The 22,036-nt window shown below is 49.5% G+C and carries 14 protein-coding genes; 1 reads left to right on the top strand and 13 read right to left on the bottom strand.

What is annotated here, in order from left to right; all coding sequences use genetic code 11:
* Positions 1 to 13: 13 nt before the first annotated feature.
* From GA0116948_RS04615 to GA0116948_RS04570, 10 genes are all read right to left on the bottom strand, one after another.
* Positions 14 to 3,100 (bottom strand): SusC/RagA family TonB-linked outer membrane protein, encoded by a 3,087-nt coding sequence (locus GA0116948_RS04615; protein ID WP_240619175.1) that lies wholly within the window; start codon positions 3,098 to 3,100, stop codon positions 14 to 16.
* Between the two features lie 23 nt (positions 3,101 to 3,123).
* On the bottom strand, positions 3,124 to 4,089 hold the full coding sequence (locus tag GA0116948_RS04610) for a DUF4961 domain-containing protein (RefSeq protein WP_089709431.1): 966 nt from the start codon (positions 4,087 to 4,089) through the stop codon (positions 3,124 to 3,126).
* Between the two features lie 17 nt (positions 4,090 to 4,106).
* Complete coding sequence (locus GA0116948_RS04605) at positions 4,107 to 4,553, bottom strand: DUF5004 domain-containing protein (protein WP_089709430.1); 447 nt, start codon at positions 4,551 to 4,553, stop codon at positions 4,107 to 4,109.
* Positions 4,554 to 4,563: 10 nt separating this feature from the next.
* The gene (locus GA0116948_RS04600) at positions 4,564 to 6,252 is read right to left on the bottom strand and encodes a RagB/SusD family nutrient uptake outer membrane protein (protein ID WP_089709429.1); all 1,689 of its coding nucleotides are present in this window, start codon (positions 6,250 to 6,252) and stop codon (positions 4,564 to 4,566) included.
* A 211-nt stretch (positions 6,253 to 6,463) separates the two neighbouring features.
* Positions 6,464 to 8,788, bottom strand: a complete 2,325-nt coding sequence (locus GA0116948_RS04595; protein WP_089709428.1) for a GH92 family glycosyl hydrolase — start codon at positions 8,786 to 8,788, stop codon at positions 6,464 to 6,466.
* A 4-nt stretch (positions 8,789 to 8,792) separates the two neighbouring features.
* The gene (locus GA0116948_RS04590; RefSeq protein ID WP_089709427.1) at positions 8,793 to 10,175 is read right to left on the bottom strand and encodes an SGNH/GDSL hydrolase family protein; all 1,383 of its coding nucleotides are present in this window, start codon (positions 10,173 to 10,175) and stop codon (positions 8,793 to 8,795) included.
* A 13-nt stretch (positions 10,176 to 10,188) separates the two neighbouring features.
* The gene (locus GA0116948_RS04585; protein ID WP_089709426.1) at positions 10,189 to 12,696 is read right to left on the bottom strand and encodes a glycoside hydrolase family 38 N-terminal domain-containing protein; all 2,508 of its coding nucleotides are present in this window, start codon (positions 12,694 to 12,696) and stop codon (positions 10,189 to 10,191) included.
* A 57-nt stretch (positions 12,697 to 12,753) separates the two neighbouring features.
* On the bottom strand, positions 12,754 to 13,272 hold the full coding sequence (locus tag GA0116948_RS04580; protein WP_165798405.1) for a hypothetical protein: 519 nt from the start codon (positions 13,270 to 13,272) through the stop codon (positions 12,754 to 12,756).
* A 169-nt stretch (positions 13,273 to 13,441) separates the two neighbouring features.
* Positions 13,442 to 14,227 carry a response regulator transcription factor gene (locus GA0116948_RS04575; protein WP_089709425.1) on the bottom strand — a complete coding sequence of 262 codons (786 nt, stop codon included), beginning with the start codon at positions 14,225 to 14,227 and terminating at the stop codon, positions 13,442 to 13,444.
* A complete protein-coding gene (locus GA0116948_RS04570) occupies positions 14,224 to 17,358 on the bottom strand; it encodes a ligand-binding sensor domain-containing protein (protein WP_165798404.1) in 3,135 nt (1,044 codons plus the stop codon). Before GA0116948_RS04570 ends, GA0116948_RS04575 begins: the two co-directional genes overlap by 4 nt.
* A gap of 186 nt (positions 17,359 to 17,544) precedes the next feature.
* On the opposite strand from GA0116948_RS04570, the gene GA0116948_RS04565 reads away from it, so the two are divergent.
* The gene (locus tag GA0116948_RS04565) at positions 17,545 to 18,099 is read left to right on the top strand and encodes an RNA polymerase sigma factor (RefSeq protein WP_089709423.1); all 555 of its coding nucleotides are present in this window, start codon (positions 17,545 to 17,547) and stop codon (positions 18,097 to 18,099) included.
* A gap of 574 nt (positions 18,100 to 18,673) precedes the next feature.
* Here GA0116948_RS04565 and GA0116948_RS04555 read toward each other — a convergent pair.
* From GA0116948_RS04555 to GA0116948_RS04545, 3 genes are all read right to left on the bottom strand, one after another.
* The gene (locus GA0116948_RS04555; RefSeq protein ID WP_089709421.1) at positions 18,674 to 19,165 is read right to left on the bottom strand and encodes an SgcJ/EcaC family oxidoreductase; all 492 of its coding nucleotides are present in this window, start codon (positions 19,163 to 19,165) and stop codon (positions 18,674 to 18,676) included.
* A 258-nt stretch (positions 19,166 to 19,423) separates the two neighbouring features.
* Positions 19,424 to 20,560 (bottom strand): TlpA disulfide reductase family protein, encoded by a 1,137-nt coding sequence (locus tag GA0116948_RS04550; RefSeq protein WP_089709420.1) that lies wholly within the window; start codon positions 20,558 to 20,560, stop codon positions 19,424 to 19,426.
* 3 nt (positions 20,561 to 20,563) lie between these two features.
* Positions 20,564 to 22,030: a PKD-like family lipoprotein gene (locus GA0116948_RS04545; RefSeq protein ID WP_089709419.1), complete on the bottom strand. Its 1,467-nt coding sequence runs from the start codon at positions 22,028 to 22,030 to the stop codon at positions 20,564 to 20,566.
* Positions 22,031 to 22,036: the final 6 nt, after the last annotated feature.

Genomic DNA, 22,036 nt, shown 5'->3' with positions numbered 1-22,036 from the left:
TTATTTAGCGACACTAAAATTTAATATTGATACCGGTGTTAAACACCCGCTGAATAGGATAGGCCCCTACACCCACTTCAGGGTCTACAAAATCGTAGGCCGCGTGGGTGAGCAGGTTTTCTCCATTGGCAAACACTTTTATACTGCCCAGCTTCAGGCGGCTCACCCAGGCCAGGGGCAGGTTGTAAGCGATGCTAAGATTTTTGAGGCGGAAATAGCTGCCATTGCGTATCCAGTAGGAGGAGGTATACTTGTTATTATTAAAATTGGCATCTGCCGTGAGCCTTGGATAAGTAGCCTTGGCGGCCGTTTCTGGCGTCCAGCGGCCGGTAACCTGCTGGTAGGCCTGGCCATAACTGAAGTTCAGGAACTGGAAGCCGGCTTCCGTCTGGAAGTTGGCCACATAGTTACTCCGGTTGGCCACCCCTTGCAGTATTGCGCTCACATCAAAACCTTTCCAGGAGAACCCAGCGGTAAGGCCGTAATATATGCGGGGCTTGTAGGTACCAATGGGGGCTTCGTCAAACTGGTTGATGACCCCATCTCCATTCAGGTCTTTGTATTTAATATCGCCGGGCTGGGGCTTGTCGCCAGTTACCTTGGCGCTGCCGGTAGCTTCTTCTGCAGATTGGAACAGCCCATCGGCAACGTAGCCGAACATCATGCCGATCGGCTGTCCGGTACGTTTGTTCCAGTTATAGTCACGGCGCTGTTCATCCATGAAAATCACCTTTGTTTGCATCAGGTTACCATTGGCGGTGATGAAGTAATTAAAGGCGTTAACGCGGCCTTTATAGGTGATGGATAATTCACCACCTTGGTAAAGATCAATACCAATATTTTCCGGTGGGTAATCAATGCCGGTGAGGGCAAGGTTTTTACCCCTTATCTGCAAGAGGTTTTCATAACGGTCGTGGTAGTAATCGCCCGTTATCTGCAATTTGTTGTGGAAGAGGGAAATATCTATACCGGCATCCATCTTCTTCGCCGTTTCCCAGGATATATTCACGTTGGCCAAACCATCTTCATAATACCCGGAAGCGGCAGAGCGCACTGTACCTTGCGAGTAGATGCCGCCGCCAATGCCGTTGTTTTCAGCAAAATCCTGGCGCCAGATGTAGTAGCCGGAATTGTCCGTACCATTACCGGTGTGGCCGTAGGTGGCCCGTATTTTTAACTGGTCCAGCCAGGAGGATGCATCTTCCAGGAATTTTTCCCGGGCAATGTCCCAGCCAATGCCGGCGGCGTAGAAGGTGCCATACTGGTGGCCGGGTTTGTAGCGGTTGAATCCACTACGGTTAATGGCACCGTCTATGAAATATTTATCTGCATATTGATAGCCTGCTTTTGCGGAAAGGTTAGTCGCTACACCTGGCAGGTCGTAGTTATAGATCGTTTGCCGGCGATCGGCGAAGAGGGCTGCATGAACACCATGCTGGCCAAAACTGCGATCGTACAGTAGTGATGCCTGCCCGAAAAAAGCCTGCCCGTTAAACACCGGTATAAAACTATTTTGCTGTGCCACGGCGCTACCAGCTTTGGTAAACAGGGTATCGCCCTGGCTTACCGTCATGCGGTACACGAGGTCTTGTTTGCTGCGGTTGATGGCATTATCTGACTGGATAGACAGGTTGCCTTTTACGGCCACGGAAAGCCCGGCGAGTACGGAACCCAGGTCATACTTTACATCTACGTTGGCCATCACGTCTTTGGTATTGTCCTGTATATAACCACTGTTCACCGTTTGGGCGAGCAGGTTGGTTGTCAGGTTGGGGGTGCCACCCCAGGTGCCATTAGTGTTATGCACGGGATAGGCATTGCTGGGCAGGGCCAGCAGGGTCCCCAGCAGGCTGCTGGTAGTAGCGCCCGGCTGGGTGCCTTCCTGAATGCGGCCAAAGATTTGCAGGCCCACATTCAGGTTGCGGGTTACGTTGATGTTTACATCAGTGTTAATCAGGTAACGTTTCAGGCGGGCGTTGGTACCATAATTTTCGCTGCCCGACTCGCGGAACATGCCTTGCTGGTCCGTATAATTGAGCGAAACGGCATAACGCGCCACCGCGCCGCCTCCGTTAATACCCAGGTTGTAACGCGACATGGGCGCGTTGTTGCGCAGGATGGTGTTGTACCAGTTTACATCCGGATGTCCATAAGGATCGGTATGATGGCGGTAGGCATCAAAATCTGCGGCGGTGTATAAAGGATTGCTCCCATCGTTTTGCAGGGCTTCATTGAGCAGGTAAGCGTATTGCCAGGCTGGCAAAGGCTTGGGCAGGCTCAGGGATTCCTGTATGCCGGTTTGCGCGGTAAAGGATAACCGGGGTTTACCGGGCTGTGCACGTTTGGTAGTGACCAGTAATATGCCGCGCGAACTGCGCTGGCCCAGCAAAATGGTGGAAAGCGCGTCTTTCAGCACCGAAATAGATTCGATGTTTTCCGGGTCTATAGAATACACTTCCCGCTGTACCCCATCAACGATGGTTACCGGCGATTGTCCTCTCAGGGAAAGACCAATTTCTGTATTATCACTCACTTCTCCCGCACCGGGCTTGGGCCGGTTGCCTACGAAGATGTCTACGCTATAGTTCGCAGCGGCAGAAGGGTTGCGAAAGCCGCTGTTCTGTTGTGTATAAAGCCCTGCCAACTGGCCTGGCAGCGCGTAGGCATATAGCGTAGCTGGCGTGGTATTAAGCTGGTTAGTATATACCGTAGACACCGCGCCCACCATACTGCGGGGAGAGGCCTCACCATATAACACGGGTATGCGCGATGGCGATTGCAGGAAACTTTCTTCCATGCGCAGGTATAATGTATCATACCCTTTTACTTTATAGGCGATGGTATTGTAGCCGCTGTGTTGCAGCAACAGGGTTTGCTGCGGGTGGGCGCGCAGGGTAAAGTGGCCTGTTTCGTCGGTGGTGGTGGTGTCGGAGTTACCTCTTACCACTACCTTAGCCCCCGCCAAGGGATGGCCATAAGGATCGTACAGCAGCCCGGCCACTCCGGCGCTGTCCTGCGCCAGCAATCGTCCCGGCATGGCAAAAGCCAGGAAACAAAGCAGCAAAACAGGAAAATATTGTTGCGTATAGCGTTGAGCCATTGTATCTGTTTTTATAACGGGAATTATTGGCATTTAAAGGTGTAGACAAAAGGACTGGCGGTATTGCCATATCCCACCTTGATGCTGCCGGTGGCGTCTGTGAAATAGTATTCGATCTTAGTCAGTGTCTGACCATCGGCAACATGAAAGAATCCTCTTGGCCATAAGGTAATGGCCGACTTATTCCCCGTGTAGGCCAATAGTTGCGTGGCAGCGGTGGAGGCACAGGCGTCCAGCACCTGGCCATCACTGGTATAGGCTTTGGCACATAGATAAATGCTGCCTACGGTACTGAGCGCAGTGGACACCACATCGGGGTCGAAACTGATGGTAAGCATATCATTATCTGTGGCCTGTCCCGGCGTAACGGCGGCAATCTGCGGGTTGCAGAAATCTATCAGGTCGCCCTCCCCATCTGTTACCTGGAAGCAGTCTTTGAAGAGCGATTTGTACACATTATTGGTACCAAAGAGATCGCTCAGGCCTTCGCTGCTGGTACCCAGGAAATAACCAGTTTTAAACTGGGTGTTTTCTGGTCCTGCCGTGGTAACGATGGTCACGTCTATTTTATCTTTCACCCCCTGTGGTACATTGTAGGTTTGCTCCGTCCAGAAAACTACCCATTCCAGGTCGTCTACCATGTAGTTGCCACCCATACCGAAACGGGTTTTGAGAGCAGCCGGCCAGTTCAGGCCAGTGTTGGCCAACACCGTAGCGGGTACAGGCACCATTTTGCCATTGCCATAGGTGGTGGTGGTGAAGGTGACGCTGGTATGAGCAGCGGCGGCCCAGCTTTTAGGTGCCAGGAAGGCAATGATGAGGCGCTCGTTGGAACGTCCGCCATCGGCCACATCCAGCCGGTTGTGCATCACTATGGTAAAGTCTTCTCCGGCCTTAACGGAGGCAGGTTGGTCTACCCCATCGAGGAACACGCAACCTGCAATTGCCAATACGGCCAGCAGTAGCAAACAGTAGCTATATCTTTTCATATCGTGGAATAAAAGGTTTAAGGCTGCACCCGTTGCAGCGTGTACAGATAAGTGTTTGACGAGCAGCCGGGGCTGAAAGAAAAGACGATGGTTCTCGCCCCATTCACCACCGGGTAATTAAAGGTGGTGGATACAGCACTATCGCCCGTGGGCGTGAAAGTGAGGCGGAAGGGATAGGCCGGATCGTCTAAGGAATAACTGCCATCTTTGCTCACCACAAAGGGCAGCGGATTTTCCAGGCTGTATTTATTGTCTGCTGTGAAGTGTATGCGGAATTGAGAAAAATCGGCCAGGGTGGTAATGTCAATACCATTGCGCACTGCTTTGCTAATGCGCCAATCACCAGAGATATCTTTCTGCGCTTCTGCTACCACTACTTCACTTTGTTTACAACTGCCAGCCAGCATCAGTAACAGTACAATGCAGAGATGACCCGCACGGTGGAATAAATTTTTGGTTGTCATGCTATAGCTTTTACCAGGAAGGATTTTGTTTCAGTTCGGGCGACTTAGCCGTTTCGCTTTGTGGGATGGCCCAGAAGTACATGGCATCGCGGAAATTATGTTTGCGCACGGGGAAGATGGTATAGGTTACATTATTGCCGTCCCTTCTTACTTCCATACCGTTCATCTGCAAGCCTTCTGTGGTGCCGGCTATCTTCCATCTTCTTACGTCCCAGAAACGGTGGCCTTCAAAGGCCAGCTCCACGCGCCTTTCTGCCTGTATGGCTTTGCGCATGTCGTCTTTGCTAAGGCCTTCCGGCAGCTCGTATGGCGATAGTCCTGCGCGCCTGCGTACCAGGTTTATAGCATCGTACACAGCTTGCTCCGGGCCGTCGTGTTCATTGGTGGCCTCTGCAAAATTGAGCAGGATCTCTGCATAACGTATCAGAGGAAAACAACGCGCAGAGTTGTGGATATTGTTAGCCGCAATGTTGGCATCCAGCATTTTGTTGGTATAATAACCCGTGGGCGTACCGGCGTGTACGGCATCCTGGCTGGAGGCTTTACCATCTGCGGTGAGGTAAATATTGACGGCTTCTTTGAGGTTGTTATTTTGAATGAGCAGGGTCTGATCGCGGATAATGGAATAAGCAAAACGCGGATCGCGGCCAGCATAAGGATTTTGCGGATCGTAGCCGGAGGCAGGATCGGTGATGGGCAACCCATTGGCCATGCCAAAAGCATCAACGGTTTCCTGGTAAGGGAATCCACCGGTGCCCCCGTTGCGGGATGGCGGTTGCCAGGCGGCTTCCAACTCTTTGTTGGCTGACTGCATTTTAGCCAGCAGGTATTCGGTATTCACCCGTTGGGTAAATACATAGTAAAAACCATAACCCGGTGCAGTAGTATTGTCTTCGTATAAGGAATAAACGTTGGCGTCCATCACCGCCTTGGCTGCATCTGCCGCCAGTTTCCAGCGTTCAGGATCGTTATCGGTATAACCGGTGAGCGGATTTTGCGGATCAATGTTGCCCCCGTTAAAAAGCGGGCTGGCGGCATACAGCAGTACCCTTGATTTCAGCCCCAGTGCAGCGCCGCCGCTGGCGCGGCCATAATCTTCCCGCACCCGTGTTAAGGGAAGGGCACCATAGGCAAGATCGCATTCAGACAGGATATAATCCACACATTCTTTGTATGTATTGCGCACGGCGGATATCTTATCTGTTTCGCTATAAATGGTATCGCCCACTATTGGCACACCGCCATAATGTTTGAGCAGCGTGGCGTAATACCAGGCGCGCAGGAAATGAGCTTCCCCCGCCATGGCATTGCGGATATAAGAAGGCAGGGGCGCTTTGGGCAAATTTTTAAGTAATACGTTTACCCGGCGCACGTCTGCATAACAAGTATTCCAGGCGTCGCCAGTAATAATGGCCGGGTTTACAGTGCCGGTGGCAAATTGCACAGAGGTGGTCACGGACGCCGATTTCTGGGGTTCAGATTCGTCGCTGGCTGCATCCAGGCCCCCATTCCCAAAACGGGTAACGTTTTCGGAAAAACCAATGTCAACGTAAATATTGTTCAGAAATTCCACAGTACGGGCACTGTCGGAGAATACCGTCTGCTCATTGAGGTCAGTAGTCTCAGTCTGGTCCAGGAAGTTTTTCTTACTGCAGGCACCCATCAGCAGTATCCCCAGCCCCAAACTTACGGGAAGCATACATTTTAAATTCATAACGTGTGGTACGTGGGAGAGCATCGCGCTCTGGTGATAAAATGTTAAATTAATAACGGGAATATATGATGATGCCGCCAAAAACAAGTTTTTGGCGGCGCTTCTACGGTATCAGGGACTACTTTTCAGCAGTCTGGCTATTCTAGACTAATGTCACCTCAGTAAACCAATACCGCCATTCACTTTTCAATTTTTTTTACCGGATGCCCCAATCTTTTGCCGGCAGGGGACCCATTTCCAGTTCCAGCTTCCCGCCCTTCATAATATCGGCATGCTCAAGATAACTGTGCGTATAGGGCTGCCCATTCAGCCAGGCATGTTGAATGTACACATTTTCAGCACTGTTGTTACGGGCCACGACGGTAAATTGTTTTCCCTGCGCATAAACCGGATCCAGGGTAAAGGTTATGCTGCTGAATACCGGGCTGGTAATCTCATACTGGGTACTGCCAGGGCAGAGGGGGTGCAGGCCACTGGCAGCCAGCACGTACCAGGCAGACATCTGCCCTACGTCTTCATTACCCACCAGGCCTTCTACAGAGTTGTGATAAGCGCGGGTGCAAATGGCACGGGTCCATTTTTGGGTAAGCCAGGGCGAGCCTAGCTCGTTGAAAAGAAAGGGTACGTGGTGTACCGGTTCGTTGGCATGGTTGTAATAATTGTTCCACATCATATTTTCAGGCACCTTTGCGAAGAAGGTATCCAGGTCTGCCAGTACTTTTTCTTTTCCGCCCATGAGCGCCACCATGCCCGGTACATCCTGGGGTACAAACCAGCCCTGTTGGTAAGGATTTGTTTCAATGGTGCCGTATCCTTGCAACATGCGGCCTTCCTTGGGCCAGGCCTGCCAGCTTCCATCCGCATTGCGCGGGCGAAACCAGCCTACCGTTGGGTCATATACATTTCTATACTCGCCGCCCCGTGACGTGTAGCGGGCAGCATCGTCTGCCTTGTTCAGCAGGTGGGCCAACTGGCCAAGGCACCAGTTGGCATAGGCATATTCCAATGTCAGGGATATACTTAACCCGCCGCTGCTATAGCCTTGTGGGCCGTTGTTAAATTTCTCTGCGGTATTGCGCGCAAAGGTATAGGCCTGCTGCGCATCAAAATTGCGGATGCCTTTGGCGTATGCATCGGTGATCACGGAAATACCGGGGTTACCGATCATACAGCCGCTATAGGCATTTAGCAATTCCCAGCGTTCTAAATAATGCTGCCCACTTTCACTGGCCAGGGTTACCAGGGAATTTATCATATCATTTACCACCGAAGGATTGATGATGGTCTGCAAGGGAAACTGGCTGCGAAATACATCCCAGCCGCTGAACACCGTGCGTTTCCGGAAGCCCACCTGCTGATGCACTTTTCCATCCCCCCCGGGATATTGACCGGTTACGTCGGAAAACATGCGTGGGTCTATCATGCTATGGTACAGGGCCGTGTAGAACACGGTTTTCTCTTCCTCCGTACCACCGGTTACCTTCATTTTACCCAATGCATTGTTCCATAGTTTACTGGCCGCTTGTTGTACCTTTTCAAAATCCCAGTTGCGGATCTCTGCCTTTAGATTGGCCTTTGCGCCGGCAATGCTCACGAAGGATATACCTGCCTTTAGCATCACCGTTTCCTGGCTGGTGGTGGCAAATTCGGTGTAAAAGCCCAGGTGCTTGCCCGCTTTGGCGCGTAGTCCCGGCAATACAGCCGCTTTGGCCACCTGCTGCTGATAGCGCTCACTGGTTACATCTTCCAGTTTGCGGCCCCAGGTGTCCGGAATATCGGCGCTCCATACTCCGAAGTGCCGGAGTGGTTTGCTGAATTGCGCATAGAAATATACGGTGTAGTCTGCCTTGCCCACACCATCGCCCCATCCGCCGCCATCGGGCGTACAGCGCATGTAGCCGGCTATCGTATGATCGTCTACCACCTTCACCTCCTCCCAGGTAGCAGTGCCGCCCACGCGGCGCGCCAGGTCTATCTGAATGCGGGACTGTGCATTTTCCGGGAAGGTAAAGCGCATGATGCCGCTGTGAGGGGCAGCCGTCATTTCGGCTTTAATAGGCTGTTCGGTAAGCTGTACGCTGTAGTAGCCCGCTGAAGCATGCTCCTGGTCTTTGGCGTAGGTAGAACGGTAGCCTTGCTCGGGGTGGTCTATCGGACCGCTGGCCGTTTGCAAAGGGCCGGTAGTGGGCATCACCAGGAAATTACCCAGATCGCCTCCCCAACCTACCCCGCTCATTTGGGTGAAGGCAAAACCTTCAATGGTTTTATGTTCGTCACTATATCCGGAGCCGTTGTCGCCGCCGGTAATGGTGTTGGGGCTAAGCTGCACCATGCCAAATGGGGTGGCGGCGCCGGGAAATGTTTTGCCCAGGCCATGATAGATACCTGCCGCACCCACGCTGGTGCTGGCGCCAATGAAGGGATTTACATAAGCTGCGGGCGTTTTGTCCGGTACCTGTGTAAACGCTATGGCAGGAAAGGCCAGCCATAGCGCTATGCTAACAATACAATTTTTTCTCACTTCCTTAATTTTTTACAATCTCTACTTGATGGGGAACGGGTTTGTCCAGCTTATAAACCAGTTTTATAATCGTATCAATTTCCTGCTGCCATACGTCGCGCAATTCTTTATATTGGGCGGTTTCGTAGTTGCCGGAATGGAAGCGCAGGAAGCCATCGGTTTTTGCATACAGCCGAATGGTATCCAGCGCGGCAGCATCGTCCTGCATGCGCATGCCTCTTTTGTCCAGGTAGTTGCCCTGTATCCAGGCGTAGGAACGGAAGCGGGCTTCTATTTCTGCGCGGCGCATGTTCAGCGTCATGATAGATTGGGCCTGTTTGTATTCCGGCGTTTCCGGCTGCAAGGCCAGGTTAATGCCCTGGGAAAATGCTGCTGCCGGCCAGTGGCCTATTACGTGACCATCCATCTTCAGGGTATAATCGCCATCGGCCAATCCCTGTACCTGTAATATTTCCTGGTTAAATTCTTCGGTAAAAGGTATCCATTGCAGGGCGTCTACCTGTTTCTGGCTATTGCCAAAAATGCGCGATACGGTGTCTAACGGGAAGGGCAGCGATTGGGCCAGATAGGTGAAATGCAGGTTGCCGCTGGTAACGGCCAGTTTGCTTACCTGGCAGTTTTCTGCCTGTTTCACTTTGGCAGCAGCAGCGTCTATCTGCACATTGGCTACGGGCTTGCCCGCCAGGCCCTGGTCTTTAAGGAACTGGGCCGCCATTACAAGGTGGCCGGCATTGCCCGGGTGTATGCGGTCTGGACCAATAAGGGTAAAGTTGGGATCTTTTTCCTGGAGCTTTTCGTTGATCGTAGTGAGTGGGCGCAGCAGGTCTACAAAGCCCCAGTGATGCTCCTGTGCAGCGGCTTCCTGGAAGTTGGCTATTTCCAGCATGGCCTTTTGCTTTCCTTTAAAAACGTTGTTATTAAACTTAGATGTTTCGTCGTATGGCGAGGAGGCCATCAGTATTTTGGTGACGGAGGGCAACTGTAACAGGCGGGCCTCTATTTTATTGAATTCAGTGTGCGACAGGGCGATGCGTTCTTTGGTCTTCTCGGCTGCATTGTCACCATTAAACTCAAAATATCCCGTGTCATTCATGCCGAATGTCAGCACAATCACATTGGGATGCTTGGCCAGCACATCGTATTCCAACCGGCGGTAAATATCGCCTGCGCGATCTCCTCCTACGCCGGCATTCATGATGACCAGCGGGCGACCAGGGAAGTGGGTCATGTAGTAGAGGTAAATATAGGATACATAAGCACCGGCTTCGGTGATGCTATTGCCCACGAAAACCACCCGGTCATTTGACTGGAAGGGTTTTACCGGGGCCTGAGCCTTTGCCGGCAATGTAGCAGCAATAAGGCCCATGGCATACAAGAATTTCTTCATAACGTATGTTTGTTTATCGGTTGATGGTTACATTTTTAAATCGCAGCGTACGGATGCCGAAACGCGGCATAGCCACTTTCACGACGCATCCCCCATTGGTAATGTTTGTTATTTTAAGCGACTGTAATAAGCGGCCATCCAGTTGCTCCAGCAAGGCTTGCGTAGCCTTGCCATTCAGCCGTATTTCCTGCGGCCTATCGTCGCCCGCTGCATTGTACAGGCGGATAAGCAGGTCTTTACCATCTATCATCACGGCAGGCGATTGCCAGCGCGTATCTGTTACAGAAAACAGGGAAAACGTAGCCTTGCTATCGCCCGGTACTACCTGCAAGGGGGCGCACCATTTAGTTTCTTCCGCAGCAACGCCGCCCTGTTCCCAGTTGCCCTGGTGGGGCAGCAAAGCATAATGTACCGTGGTAGGACCGGTGATGGTATAGTTGCGGCCCCACAGCGCCCTACCACTATATTGCAGCGTGAACCCCAGCGGGTAATGCTCGCCATGCACATAACTGGTGGTATGATCGCTGAACACCGCCAGGCCTTCGCGGCCAGCGCCATCAGTTACATCCACCCAGTGCAGCAGTACGTTGTTTTTAATGCTGTCCCACCTGTTGAAAAAGGTGTTAGACAAACGACTGGTGGTAACATCGTAGGGTGCGTCTTTATGCACCTGTTGCTGTTGCAGATTAGCCGGAAATAGTACCAGCAGTTTGCAACTATCGTTGTAGAAAGCTTTCTGTGGGCTTTCTGCCTGATAACCTTTATCCTGCGAATAAGCGCCGATGCCAGGATTGCCCTGCCAGTCTATGGTTACCTGTAGGTCTATCCGGGGCTGTCCGCTGGCGAGTGTAATTAGTTGGGTAAAAGGGTGAGGGCCAATAAATCCCTTCACCTGCACCGTTGTTTTGCCTACCCCGTCTTCCAACACCGTTACAGTGGCAGCGGTGTCCATGCTGGAATGCCAGGCACTGTCATGGTAAAAATATCCGCGCATTTCATTGAAACCCCGGCTGCTGGCGGCATCCACCAGTTCTTTCGATCCGGCTCTTTTGTCTACCAAACTGGTAATTATCCCACCCTTTGCAGGGTCTATCACCACCTGATATAAATCGGTGTGGATGTTATATTTCCCATCGGGCAGGCGGCTGCTTAAATGGGCGGTATTCCCCAGGGGCTGTCCTTCCACCAGCCGGTAGGTGGTAAAACCCATGGGGGGCACTTGTGCGTGGAAGACAAGGGTAGTATCAGTACTGCGGGAAGAGGGTATTGGCTTACCTTGCGCATCGGTTACCACCAGCGTGGTGCGGGAGGAATAGGGGATGGTTACCCACTCATCGCGGCGCAATACCGTGGTGTTTACCAGGCGAATTTGCTGTCCGGCGACCAGTGGTGGCGGTTGTAAAATATCATGGCTCACTGCCCGGGTATTATCCGTCCACGCCTGCACTTTATCTATCCAGGTATCGCCGGGACGCCCATTGTACGGCACTATCCAGCAATCGTGGTGTTGAGAAAGCAGCAGGTTTTTCCAGGCACTGTCCAGGGCATATTGGGGCCACGCTTGCTGCTCTAGCAAGGTGCGCATGGCAGCATATTTCTCTGCCGCCACAATGTTGTTTTCTGCAGCACGTACCTGCTGTGCAATACGCTGCAGGGCCTGGGCTCCCCACACCAGGCTTACCAACACGTCTTCCTGGCTGAGTTTCCATACCGTTGCCTTCCGGTGGTCGGCCACGTGTCCGATGTATTCCCGCCAGGTAACATATTGTGCATGATCCTTCAACCAGGGTCCATTACGCCAGCCCGCATCCTGCAGGCACATACCCACCGGATGCGCAATACCGGCGGCCAGGGCGGACTGGATATAGCCGACATTGTTATTCCAGGCGGTGGTTTGCCAGGTAGATTTTTTTTCCAGTTGCTCACTGCTATAACGGGGTACGGTTAGTACCTGGCTTCCATCTGGCCCCTGCCATTGCACCAGCTCCCCGCCAAAAGCACGCGTATAACCTCCCCAGCAGGTGTTGGGGTTTTTGAGCGCGGCATAATGGATACCAAAGGACAACAATACCTGGGGTAATGCGCTGGTAAAACAGGGTTCTTCGCTGGAATAGGTGGTAAACGTAGCTTCGGGGAAGTGGGCTTTAATTTTCTGCATGCCATAGCTAAACTGCCGGATCATGCTTTCGCCGGAGCCGGTGTACAAATAGCTTTGTCCATAACTTGGGTTCACATATTCTATACGTCCATTAGCGGCCTCCCTGGACATCGTTTGCTTAAACACGGCATAGGCTTCCGGCTCCCGGCGCTGCACAGCATCCCAGGTTACCGGCTCCAGTTCCAGGTTGATCTTCCAGGCAGGATGCGCCTGTAGTTGTTCATTTATAAACGCCGTATAGTCGTCCGGGTAATGCCCGTAAAAACCGCCATGATAGCCGTCTATAAAATAATTTTGTTGAGCAGTGGCCGTTTGTACCAGCAAAATGCCCAGCAACACACCACCCATAGGTTTTAATTTCATGCGATCGTTATTGTACCCATGCCTATTCGTAAGAAATGCAGGCTATGGGTAGAGAAATTAGCGACTGAGTGAAAAAGGTTTGTCTTCATCGGCTATGCCCCGCTGTGTAGCCGGGCTGCTGCCCATGTGCGCTCCCCTTTCCGTAGGCGTAATCTCTGTGGTTACTTTATTGGCAAATGTTACTTTGTAATAATCTGGGTGGGCCATTTCGTCTTCATGCCGGAAAGGCTGGGCAGGGGCATCTTCCTGTACTTTTAGTTCGCCGCTCACCGGCATGAGCGAGAACACTCCGTAGTCACCCACCCAGGGGCTGCATTGGTGCGTTTGCTCAAAACCACGGATGGTGGATGCCTGGAACTGATATTTCCAACCACCACCATTTTTACCGGTTTGGGCCGTCCATGCCTGCATGCCAAATGGTAGCGAGGTAATGTAGGTAATTCCCCGGCTGAGAGAAAATCCGGAATGGGTTCCTTGCAGCGTATTGGCATAAGCTACCAGGTCTTTTTGCTGCGCATGGGCGCTCAACATGCCCACAAAAAAGGGAAGGACAAATAATTTCCGTATCTTATTCATAACGTGTTTCATGCTGCTGGGCATCTTCCGCTAGCTATCCTAAAGACACCTGCATAAGCGTGTACCGCTATTGGAAGGGGAATAATTTTTGGGGATTTCCTCATAATTCCTGCTTTTCCTGCCGGGCCAGGGGTGTATCACCGCCATTAAAGGGGATACCTTATTCTTTCTATTCACTCTTTTTGGTTCTGGTACGGGCATACTCGGCAGGCGATATACCAAATTGTTTTTCAAAATTCCGGGAAAAAATCTTGGCACTGTTATACCCGGTTATCTCCGCAATTTCCTGCAAGGAGTATTGGTCATTGATCACCAGCTCCGCCGCTTTTTTTAGCTTACTGAGGTTTATCAGTTCATTGGGGGAAAGATCTGTGATGGCGCTTATTTTCCGGTAAAGCGTGCGCCGGCTCATGTTTAAGAACCTGGCCAGGTGTTCTACATCCAGTTGCGGATCCTGCATGTGTTGCACAATTAATCCATCCAGCATTTCCAGGAATTTTTCATCAGACCGGTTATGCGCCATACTTTTCAAGAGGGCAATGGGAGAATTGGCATAATGCGCCTTTACCTTGTTTCGGTTTTCCAGCAAACTGGCAATCTGCATCCGTAAATATTTAGGGGAAAATGGTTTTTCGATATACACGTCGGCACCCAGTTCCAGCCCTTCAATTTTGGATTGCAGAGTATCCTTGGCCGTTAGTAACACAAACGGAAGATGACTTAGTTCCACATCAGATTTCACCCGCCTGCATAGTTCAAATCCATCCATCACTGGCATCATTACATCACTCACAATCAAGTGCACGGTTTCCTGTGCCAGCACTTCCAGCGCTGCAGCACCCTGCATGGCGGTGAGTATGCCATAGCAGTCTTCCAGATTTGCCGCGATGAACTCCTGTATTTCTTTATTATCCTCCACCAGCAGTATCACCGGCTTATCGTTATTCTTCATCATTCCATGTCTTTTTTATTTTCCTTAGGGTCCGATGGCGTCAGGGGCATGCTTAGCAGGAAGGCATTCATGCTGCCATCCGGCGCTAATAATTTGAGCGTACCTCCATGCAACTGCACCAAGGACCGCGACAAAGACAAGCCTATGCCTGTACCGGGCTGATTGGCCGTTTCTTTTACCCGGAAGAAACTTTTAAAGATATCCTCCTGGAGTGCATAGGGAATAATAAAACCGTCGTTTTTCATTAACAACTGGTAGTAATCGCCTTCCCCGGCAGACACGCTTTCCAGGTAAATTTCCACCCTTGATTTCGCATATTTCACGGCATTATCCAGCAGGTTACTGACAATCTTATGCAGCGCCTCCGGATCGGCCTTGGCAATGAGGCTGGCGGGAAGCTGCCATTTCACTTCAATACCCTTATGCTCCACCACTGGTTTGTACACCGCAAAAATTTCTTTTAATAAATGTACAATATCTGTATCTATAAAGGACAAGCGGAAACCGCTGGCCTCCGTTTTTGAAAAGTCGAGCAGTTGGGTGGTAAGTTGTATGAGCCGTTCCGTATTCCGGTTCATGATCTGCAAATTATTGCGGATGGCCGGCACCTCGTCTATACGGTCCATGATGTTTTCCATCGGTCCTTTGATCAAGGTAAGCGGTGTCCTGATTTCGTGGGCCACATTGGTAAAGAAATTTAATTTGTCTTCATAGTTTTCCTTTTCTTTCTGAAAGGCCAGCCGCTCCAGCCTGCGCCGGTTGCGGTCGCGGGCCTTGTCTGTAAAATAACGCACGATGAAATAGGCGATCAGCAAGGCCACACCCATGTACAAGGCGTAGGCCCACCAGGTGAGCCACAGTGGCGGTAATATTTCTATGCGCAACCTGGCCATTTGCCCTCCCGGCATAGAACTGCCGTTGATAGTGTGCACGTTAAACACATAACTGCCGGATTTCATTTCTGTAAAGTAAATCCTGCGATTGGTTTTGAGATAAGTCCATTCATTATCCAGCCCGTCCATTTTATACACATATTGTATGCTGGCTGGTGCGCTAAAACCCAGCGCCGCAAAATCAATACTGAATGAAGCCTGGTTATGTTTAAGCACCACCTTGTCAGTGTAAGTAATAGACCGGGTAAGCGGCGAACCTTGTTTCCCAATTTCCAGTTCTTTATTGTACACCTGGAAACCGGTGATATATACCGGCGGGTTAAAAGTATTGCGGGCAGGCGCATTGGGGTCAAAGCTGATCATGCCATTTACACTGCCAAAATACATGCGGCCCGCACTATCTTTGTAGGCTGCATTAAAGTTAAACTGATCGGTTAGTAATCCCTGGGCGCGGTTATACACCTTCAATGTTTCGCTGCCAGGATCAAAACATACCAGCCCATTGGAGGTACTGATCCATAAATGATGGGTGTTATCTTCTTTAATGGCATACAATACGTTGGCAGGAAAACCATTGCTGGTATTGTAAGTTTTAAATGTTTTCCTTCTCTCGTCGAATTTGCACAAGCCATTTTCCGTTGCCAGCCATATGGTGCCGCTGCTGTCTTTAAAAATATAGTTGATAATATCACCAGGCAGGCTGTCGTGGTTATGTGCGGCAGCCTGGTAATGCGCCACAATCCCTTCATTTTTGTCCAGCACAAAAACCCCATCGCCATATGTGCCGGTCCATATGTCCCCGTATTTATCTTCACACACCGTTTTATAATACACCTTGGGAGCAGCCATTATTCTTTCAAAATCCTTTCTACCCGTCAAATATTTATACAAACCGTCGTCCGTTGCAAACAGCATTTTACCGGCGCCTGTTTTATAAATGCTGTACACGAAATTGCTGCCCAGTCCAGAGTTGGCGGTATTATAATGTTTTAACCGCTTTCCGGTTTTTACATCCAGCACATCCAACCCGTGCAGGTAGGTGCCTGCCCATATGTAATTACTGTCTACCAGCAGGCCATGTATGTTGCTGTAGGAAACGCTTTGGTCCGAACGTTCGGGGCTAAATTGGGTAAACTTGCCGGTGGCCAGTTCCAGCCGGTTGAGGCCTGCATCTTCCGTGCCTATCCAAAGGTTCCCATACCGGTCCGGGTGTATTTCGCGCACCGCATTCCCGCTGATGGAATTCGCGCAGGCCTTGGGATAATACCGGGTAAAATGCAGTGATTCCTGTGGATAATAATTGGCACCACCAAAGTAGGTGCCTACCCACATGCCCCCTTCTTTATCTTTACACAAAGTATGTACTATATTATCCGAAAGCGAGTAAGGATCATTGTAGTGCTTGCGAAGATTGGTGAAAGTACCGTGATCCATATTCAGGATGAAAATACCGGATTGCGTGGCCACCCAGTACTCTCCCGGCTTCACGGCTACGATGTCGCGCACCATGATATCGGTTTTATACTGGGTGAGTGAAAGCAATTCAGTGTAGCCCCCGGTGGTTACGTTCAGCGCTTTTAAACCCTGGTTAGACGTACCCACCAGCAGATTGCCATCTCCGGTTTCAAATATACAACTGATGTACTTGGACACGGTGTAGGCAGACTGGTTAAACACATCATAGGTACGCAGGCTATCGCCGGCACTGTTGTAATGCACAATGGTACCGGCCACCGTAGACACCCACAGCCCCCCATCCCTGGCCAGGCAATAAGCTGTTACCCCCTTGCCGGCATCATAATATTTTACTGTTCTTTTGGCCAGGTTATGCCGCCAGAGCTTTGAAAAGGAAACATACCATAATTCACCATTCCTCACTTTAAGGGCCGTAATGGATTTATCGCCGGCGGGTTTAAACTGGGCAAACCTTTCCGTGGTTTCATCATAGGCAAAAATGCCCTTATCCGTTCCCACCCAAATGGTCCGCAGGTCATCCTCACATAGGCATACAATGGAATTACAGCCAATACTCCGATCGGAAGAAGGATCATTACGGAAAACTTTAAACGAAAGGCCATCGAACCGGTTTAACCCGTCTTTTGTGGCAAACCACATAAATCCCTGGTGGTCCTGGATGATATTGAGTACAGCGTTGTTGGAAATACCGTTTTCTACCTGGTAATGGGTGAAATAATAATCCTGGCCATACCCGGATAACGCGACCTGGAAAGTGAAAAACAAACATATTAGTACCTTCCACCTACCTAACATTCTACTTCGTGGAATCATATCCTTCATAACCGGTTTTGACAAATTTGGAAAAATACAGCCTAAATTGACACGAAAAGGAATAAAATTGACACGAAAAAGTTCCACGGAATGCCCGTGAATGCGTCACTTTGGGGCTAAAATTACAACTGATTTCTTATGCGCGTTTCATCAACCGTTCTGCAGCAGCCATCAGATGAATTGCTCTTTAAGCTCGTTAAACAGGACAACCGGAAAGCCTTCGAAGAAATATATGCCCGGCACTGGCCTACGCTGGTAACTTTTGCCTGTAGCAAAGTTGCGTCGCAGCATAAAGCAGAAGACATGGTGCAGGACATTTTTATAAGTTTGTACAAGAGAAGGCATTTAATTGACTTCAATATATCATTAAAATCATACCTAAACAAGTCGCTGAAATTTAAGATCCTGAACGAATACCGTTCGCAATCTGTCCGGAAAAATTACCTGGATACGGCTTCCTATCACCAAGATACCTTTAATACCATGACCGCCGTAGAGCTAAAGGAACTCACCTCCGGCATCACTCGCTCTATCGAAGCGCTGCCACAAAAGTGCCGGGAGGCTTTCCTGCTCAGCAGGTCGCAGGAACTTTCCCATAAAGATATTTCCCGATCTATGGGTATTTCTGTGAGTACCGTTGAAAAGCACATTGTAAAAGCGTTAAAGCATATCAAACAAAACCTGCCAGCTTAATGCTAGTTGCACATTGCTTCTTTTTCCATCGTTATAGCGTATCCTCCACTTATTTTAACATCATTATTACCATTTAAAAAATACACTACACCACGCTTTGTTAGGAATAGGCAGCCCATTAGCACAGGAGAAACGCTGCCGGTAACATTTGCCACGTTCCTTATAAGCCCGTGAAAAATTCCTCCACGCTGCAATTGATTATCCGTTAAAACGAATACCAGACATGTTGAAAAAACAGCTAATGGCTGCGGTGATAGCTTTCCTATTTTTAAACATGGATACCCTGATTGGCTAGGGAGACAAAGGAAGTATAAAACTTATATGGAAGCGGGTTAACTTTTTCCAGGGCCATGTATCCCTTCGGTATGGTGCGGTTTACACTAATCTTAATAATTACTTCAAAGCATTTGTGGTAAACCATGTTCATCTAAGGTGTGCTACATAAAATAAATGGTTCCTGTATTATGGTTGTGCAGACAGCAGGGCAGCTGTTGCCGCTAATGATACGGCTAACAAAAGCCCTTAGCAGCAGCCTGATTCATAGCGCTACTGCCAGTAAAAAAGCCCCATAAATTTAATGGGAGGGGAGATCGGTGTTATGCATGATCAATATCAGCCATTCGGTACCCACCCGCTTCATAACGAAACTGAGAAGTCCTTTTCTGAGCGGAATCTCTTGGCCCGTTACAGGAGATATATCACCCGTCATGTCCCAATGTGCATCTACCATGGCCAGATCAGCCGTGAGCGGCCTTATTTTCACCGCACCCAAGGATTGCCGGGAATTTTTAAACCGTCCCTTAAAGATGGTAGCATGAAATGCGTCAATGGCAGCACGGCCATGTGCAGTATCTCCCCGCACGTTGGTGAAATCGGCATCCTCCGTAAATGTGACGCCAAATGCAGTGGCATCATGTTTATTCCAGGAAAGCATAAAATCATTTAACGTTTTACAGATAGCCTGTTCATCGCGGGATGATACCAATGCGGCTTCCTGGTGACGCTGCGAAAAACCATATCCCGAAAAAAGTAACAGGATACCTAGTGTTAAAAGTTGCCTATACATTTTAAAGTGATTTATAGAAAGCTAGGCAAACTTTATAGCAGCCTAAAGGCATATCTCTTAATTGGTCCTTTTTACCGGGTAGCTGGTGTACTATGGACACTATCTGGTTGCAATGCATCCAGCCCGCACTATTAGTATTCCTGCGCTATTTACAGCAGCGATGCCCCCCGGTGTATCCTTGAAAGCTATAATGAATCCTTACCCTAAAAGAAACGGCGTACCGCTAACAAACGATACGCCGGCCAGGTGGCTTTTTAATCATGGTGCCGGTGTTAAAATTTCCCCCAGTTTTTGTTGCAATTCCCCGCCCCGCAAATTTTTTGCAATGATCTTTCCAGTGGGATCTATCAGGAAGTTCTGTGGGATGGACTTTACATCATACTGTTGGGCTACTTCACTCTTCCAGTATTTAAGATCAGATACCTGCGCCCATTCCAGCCCGTCTGTTTTAATGGCTTTTATCCAGGCGTCTTTTTGTCCTTCTTTATCGAGGGAAACACCCAATAAGGTGAAGTTTTTATCTTTAAACTGGTGGTATGCTTTTATATAATTAGGATTTTCTGCCCGGCAAGGCCCGCACCAACTAGCCCAAAAATCGAGCAACACATATTTCCCCCTAAAATCGGAGAGCTTAACGGGTAACCCATTTACATCGTTTAAGGTAAATGCCGGGGCCATGGCGCCCACTGTTACGGTTTTGGCTGCTGCAATCCGCTCTCCCAGCGCCTTTCCGCTCACCGAAGATTTTAGGCGATCAGAAAGACCGTTATACAAAGGTGCTACCACTGGCACATTGATCGTTGCACCGGCCAGCCATTGCAAGGCCATCAAACTCACATAACTATCCGGATGATGCTCAATCCACGTGCGTTGCAAGGCATTGAGTTCCCGCATCAAACCGCTCATGGTGCTGGTATATTGCTTTTGGGCAGTCGTGTCCTGCCACAGTTTTTTTCCACCTGTATTCCATTTGTAGGCTTCGACTTCCAGGCTGTCCATTGGTATTTTAACGTAGCGGTTATACATGGCCAGTTCATCATTCATCTTAGACCCTGTAATCACCGCATGTACTAAGCGCTCATGTGCGGTAATATTGATCGTACCTTGTTCAATGTAAAAGGTAAGCAGATCTGGCATTTGCCCATTTTTATAACCATAACCCCTGCCATCAAGGCTTAAGCTCCCGGTAAGCGGGTAAGGGACTTCCACCTTAAACACCGTTTTGCCATTTACCAAGGTGGAAGAATCCACCACCGTTTTATCACCAATTTTATACAATAAATACGCCTTCCTTGCGGATGCCGTATCTACGTCCAACTGAATGATACTGCTTTGCAACTGTGCCTTGCTAATAACCGGCAGCAACAGCGCCGCCATGATGATAATCCTTTTCATATTTTATCCAACTTTATACGTAAGCGAAACAATCTTTTCAAAACCCGTGACCTTTTGCGTGTACGTATTATTGCTAATGTCGCCCGTAGCCGCTACCGGCAGGTAGTACACGGTACCACCGCCTGATTGTCCATTCCAGGTGGCCAGCGTAATAACGCCGTTCATCAATTTTAGCGCGGTTACATTTTCACCACTGGCAAACTGGTAGATAATTCTCGACTGGTTTGCCGCCATGTCATAGACATACAACTTGTTATCTGCCGCATAATACATCTGCTTAACAGTGCTCGAAAACAGGTAATCGGGGCTACGCTGCACCTCCGGACTATTCAGGATAGGCTGCCAGGCTGCCGCTACAGGAGATGTAGTGAAATTACCATTGGCATTGAGGGTATATAAAAAACAACTGTCGTTCGTTTCATTCTTAAAAACAGCATACCAGTTGGTGGGTGCTATTGCCAGTCCAAGGCCCGCCCGCATGGTCAGCATTTGCAGCGGAACGTTATTTAGGTTATAGGCCATGGTAGTATTCTGCGGAAATACTTTCAGGCTGGTAGAAGTACCGCCACCATCGTATAAAAACCGATGGTGCGCCTGGTCAAAGAAAATAGCACCGAAGGAGCTGCCTCCTGCTGCAAAAGGAGCCAACGTATATCCCTGGCTATCCGGCTGCGTAAAAGCAGTACCAAATAATTTAGAAGCAAAAAGTCCGTTGAGGCCATACACCTTCCCTCCGCAAAGGGCGTAAGGCCCATAGGAATAGAAACTAGGCTTTATCATTTCATAAGGCTGTACCAACTCCGGGGCGGCATAAAACAGCTTTGTATAATTGCCTATCACTTGCAGGGAGGTATTATCGAGGGTATAGCCGCCACCATCAAAATACACCATATTCAATGTTCCTAGCAAACTTTGTGTACTAATACTCATCACCTTTCTTGCACTTGCTGGCAGCGGACTAGAAGGATTACTGGCCGAATACACCCCATGATAAGGCGCATAGGCGGGTGTAATAAAACTAATATCTGCTTTGGAATCCATTTGTTCAAGTAACATCCAGCCAGTTTGGAATACCGTTCCTACCTGCACGAACATGTATTTGAAATAGTTCACCCCAGTTACCGTATCCTTCACTACAAAATCAAGATTGTAATAGGCGGAACGCGGTTTAAGCGTAATCGGTTGATTCAAATTTCGGTCGTGCGAAATCACCACTATTTTACCGGGATCCAGTGAGTTTCCCGGATCGGTAATGGGATATACCCTCCACTCAAAACTGAGCCGGTTGGTATCCAAACCCGCTATAGCCGGCGATATGCGCAGTGTATCAAACTGGTTTACCTGAAAACTATCTTTTGCTACCGTGGTTACAATATCGTTAATGGGATGATAATCATAATTGCCTTTGTCTTTATAACAGCCTGCACCCAGCAGGATAAGCAACAACAATAAGTTTATAGTATGCTTCATCGTTCT

The sequence above is a fragment of the Chitinophaga costaii genome, from assembly GCF_900094705.1.
GTDB classification, from domain to species: domain Bacteria; phylum Bacteroidota; class Bacteroidia; order Chitinophagales; family Chitinophagaceae; genus Chitinophaga; species Chitinophaga costaii.
The sequence above is the reverse complement of the archived record's forward strand: the minus strand, read 5'-3'. Positions and strand labels throughout refer to the sequence as shown.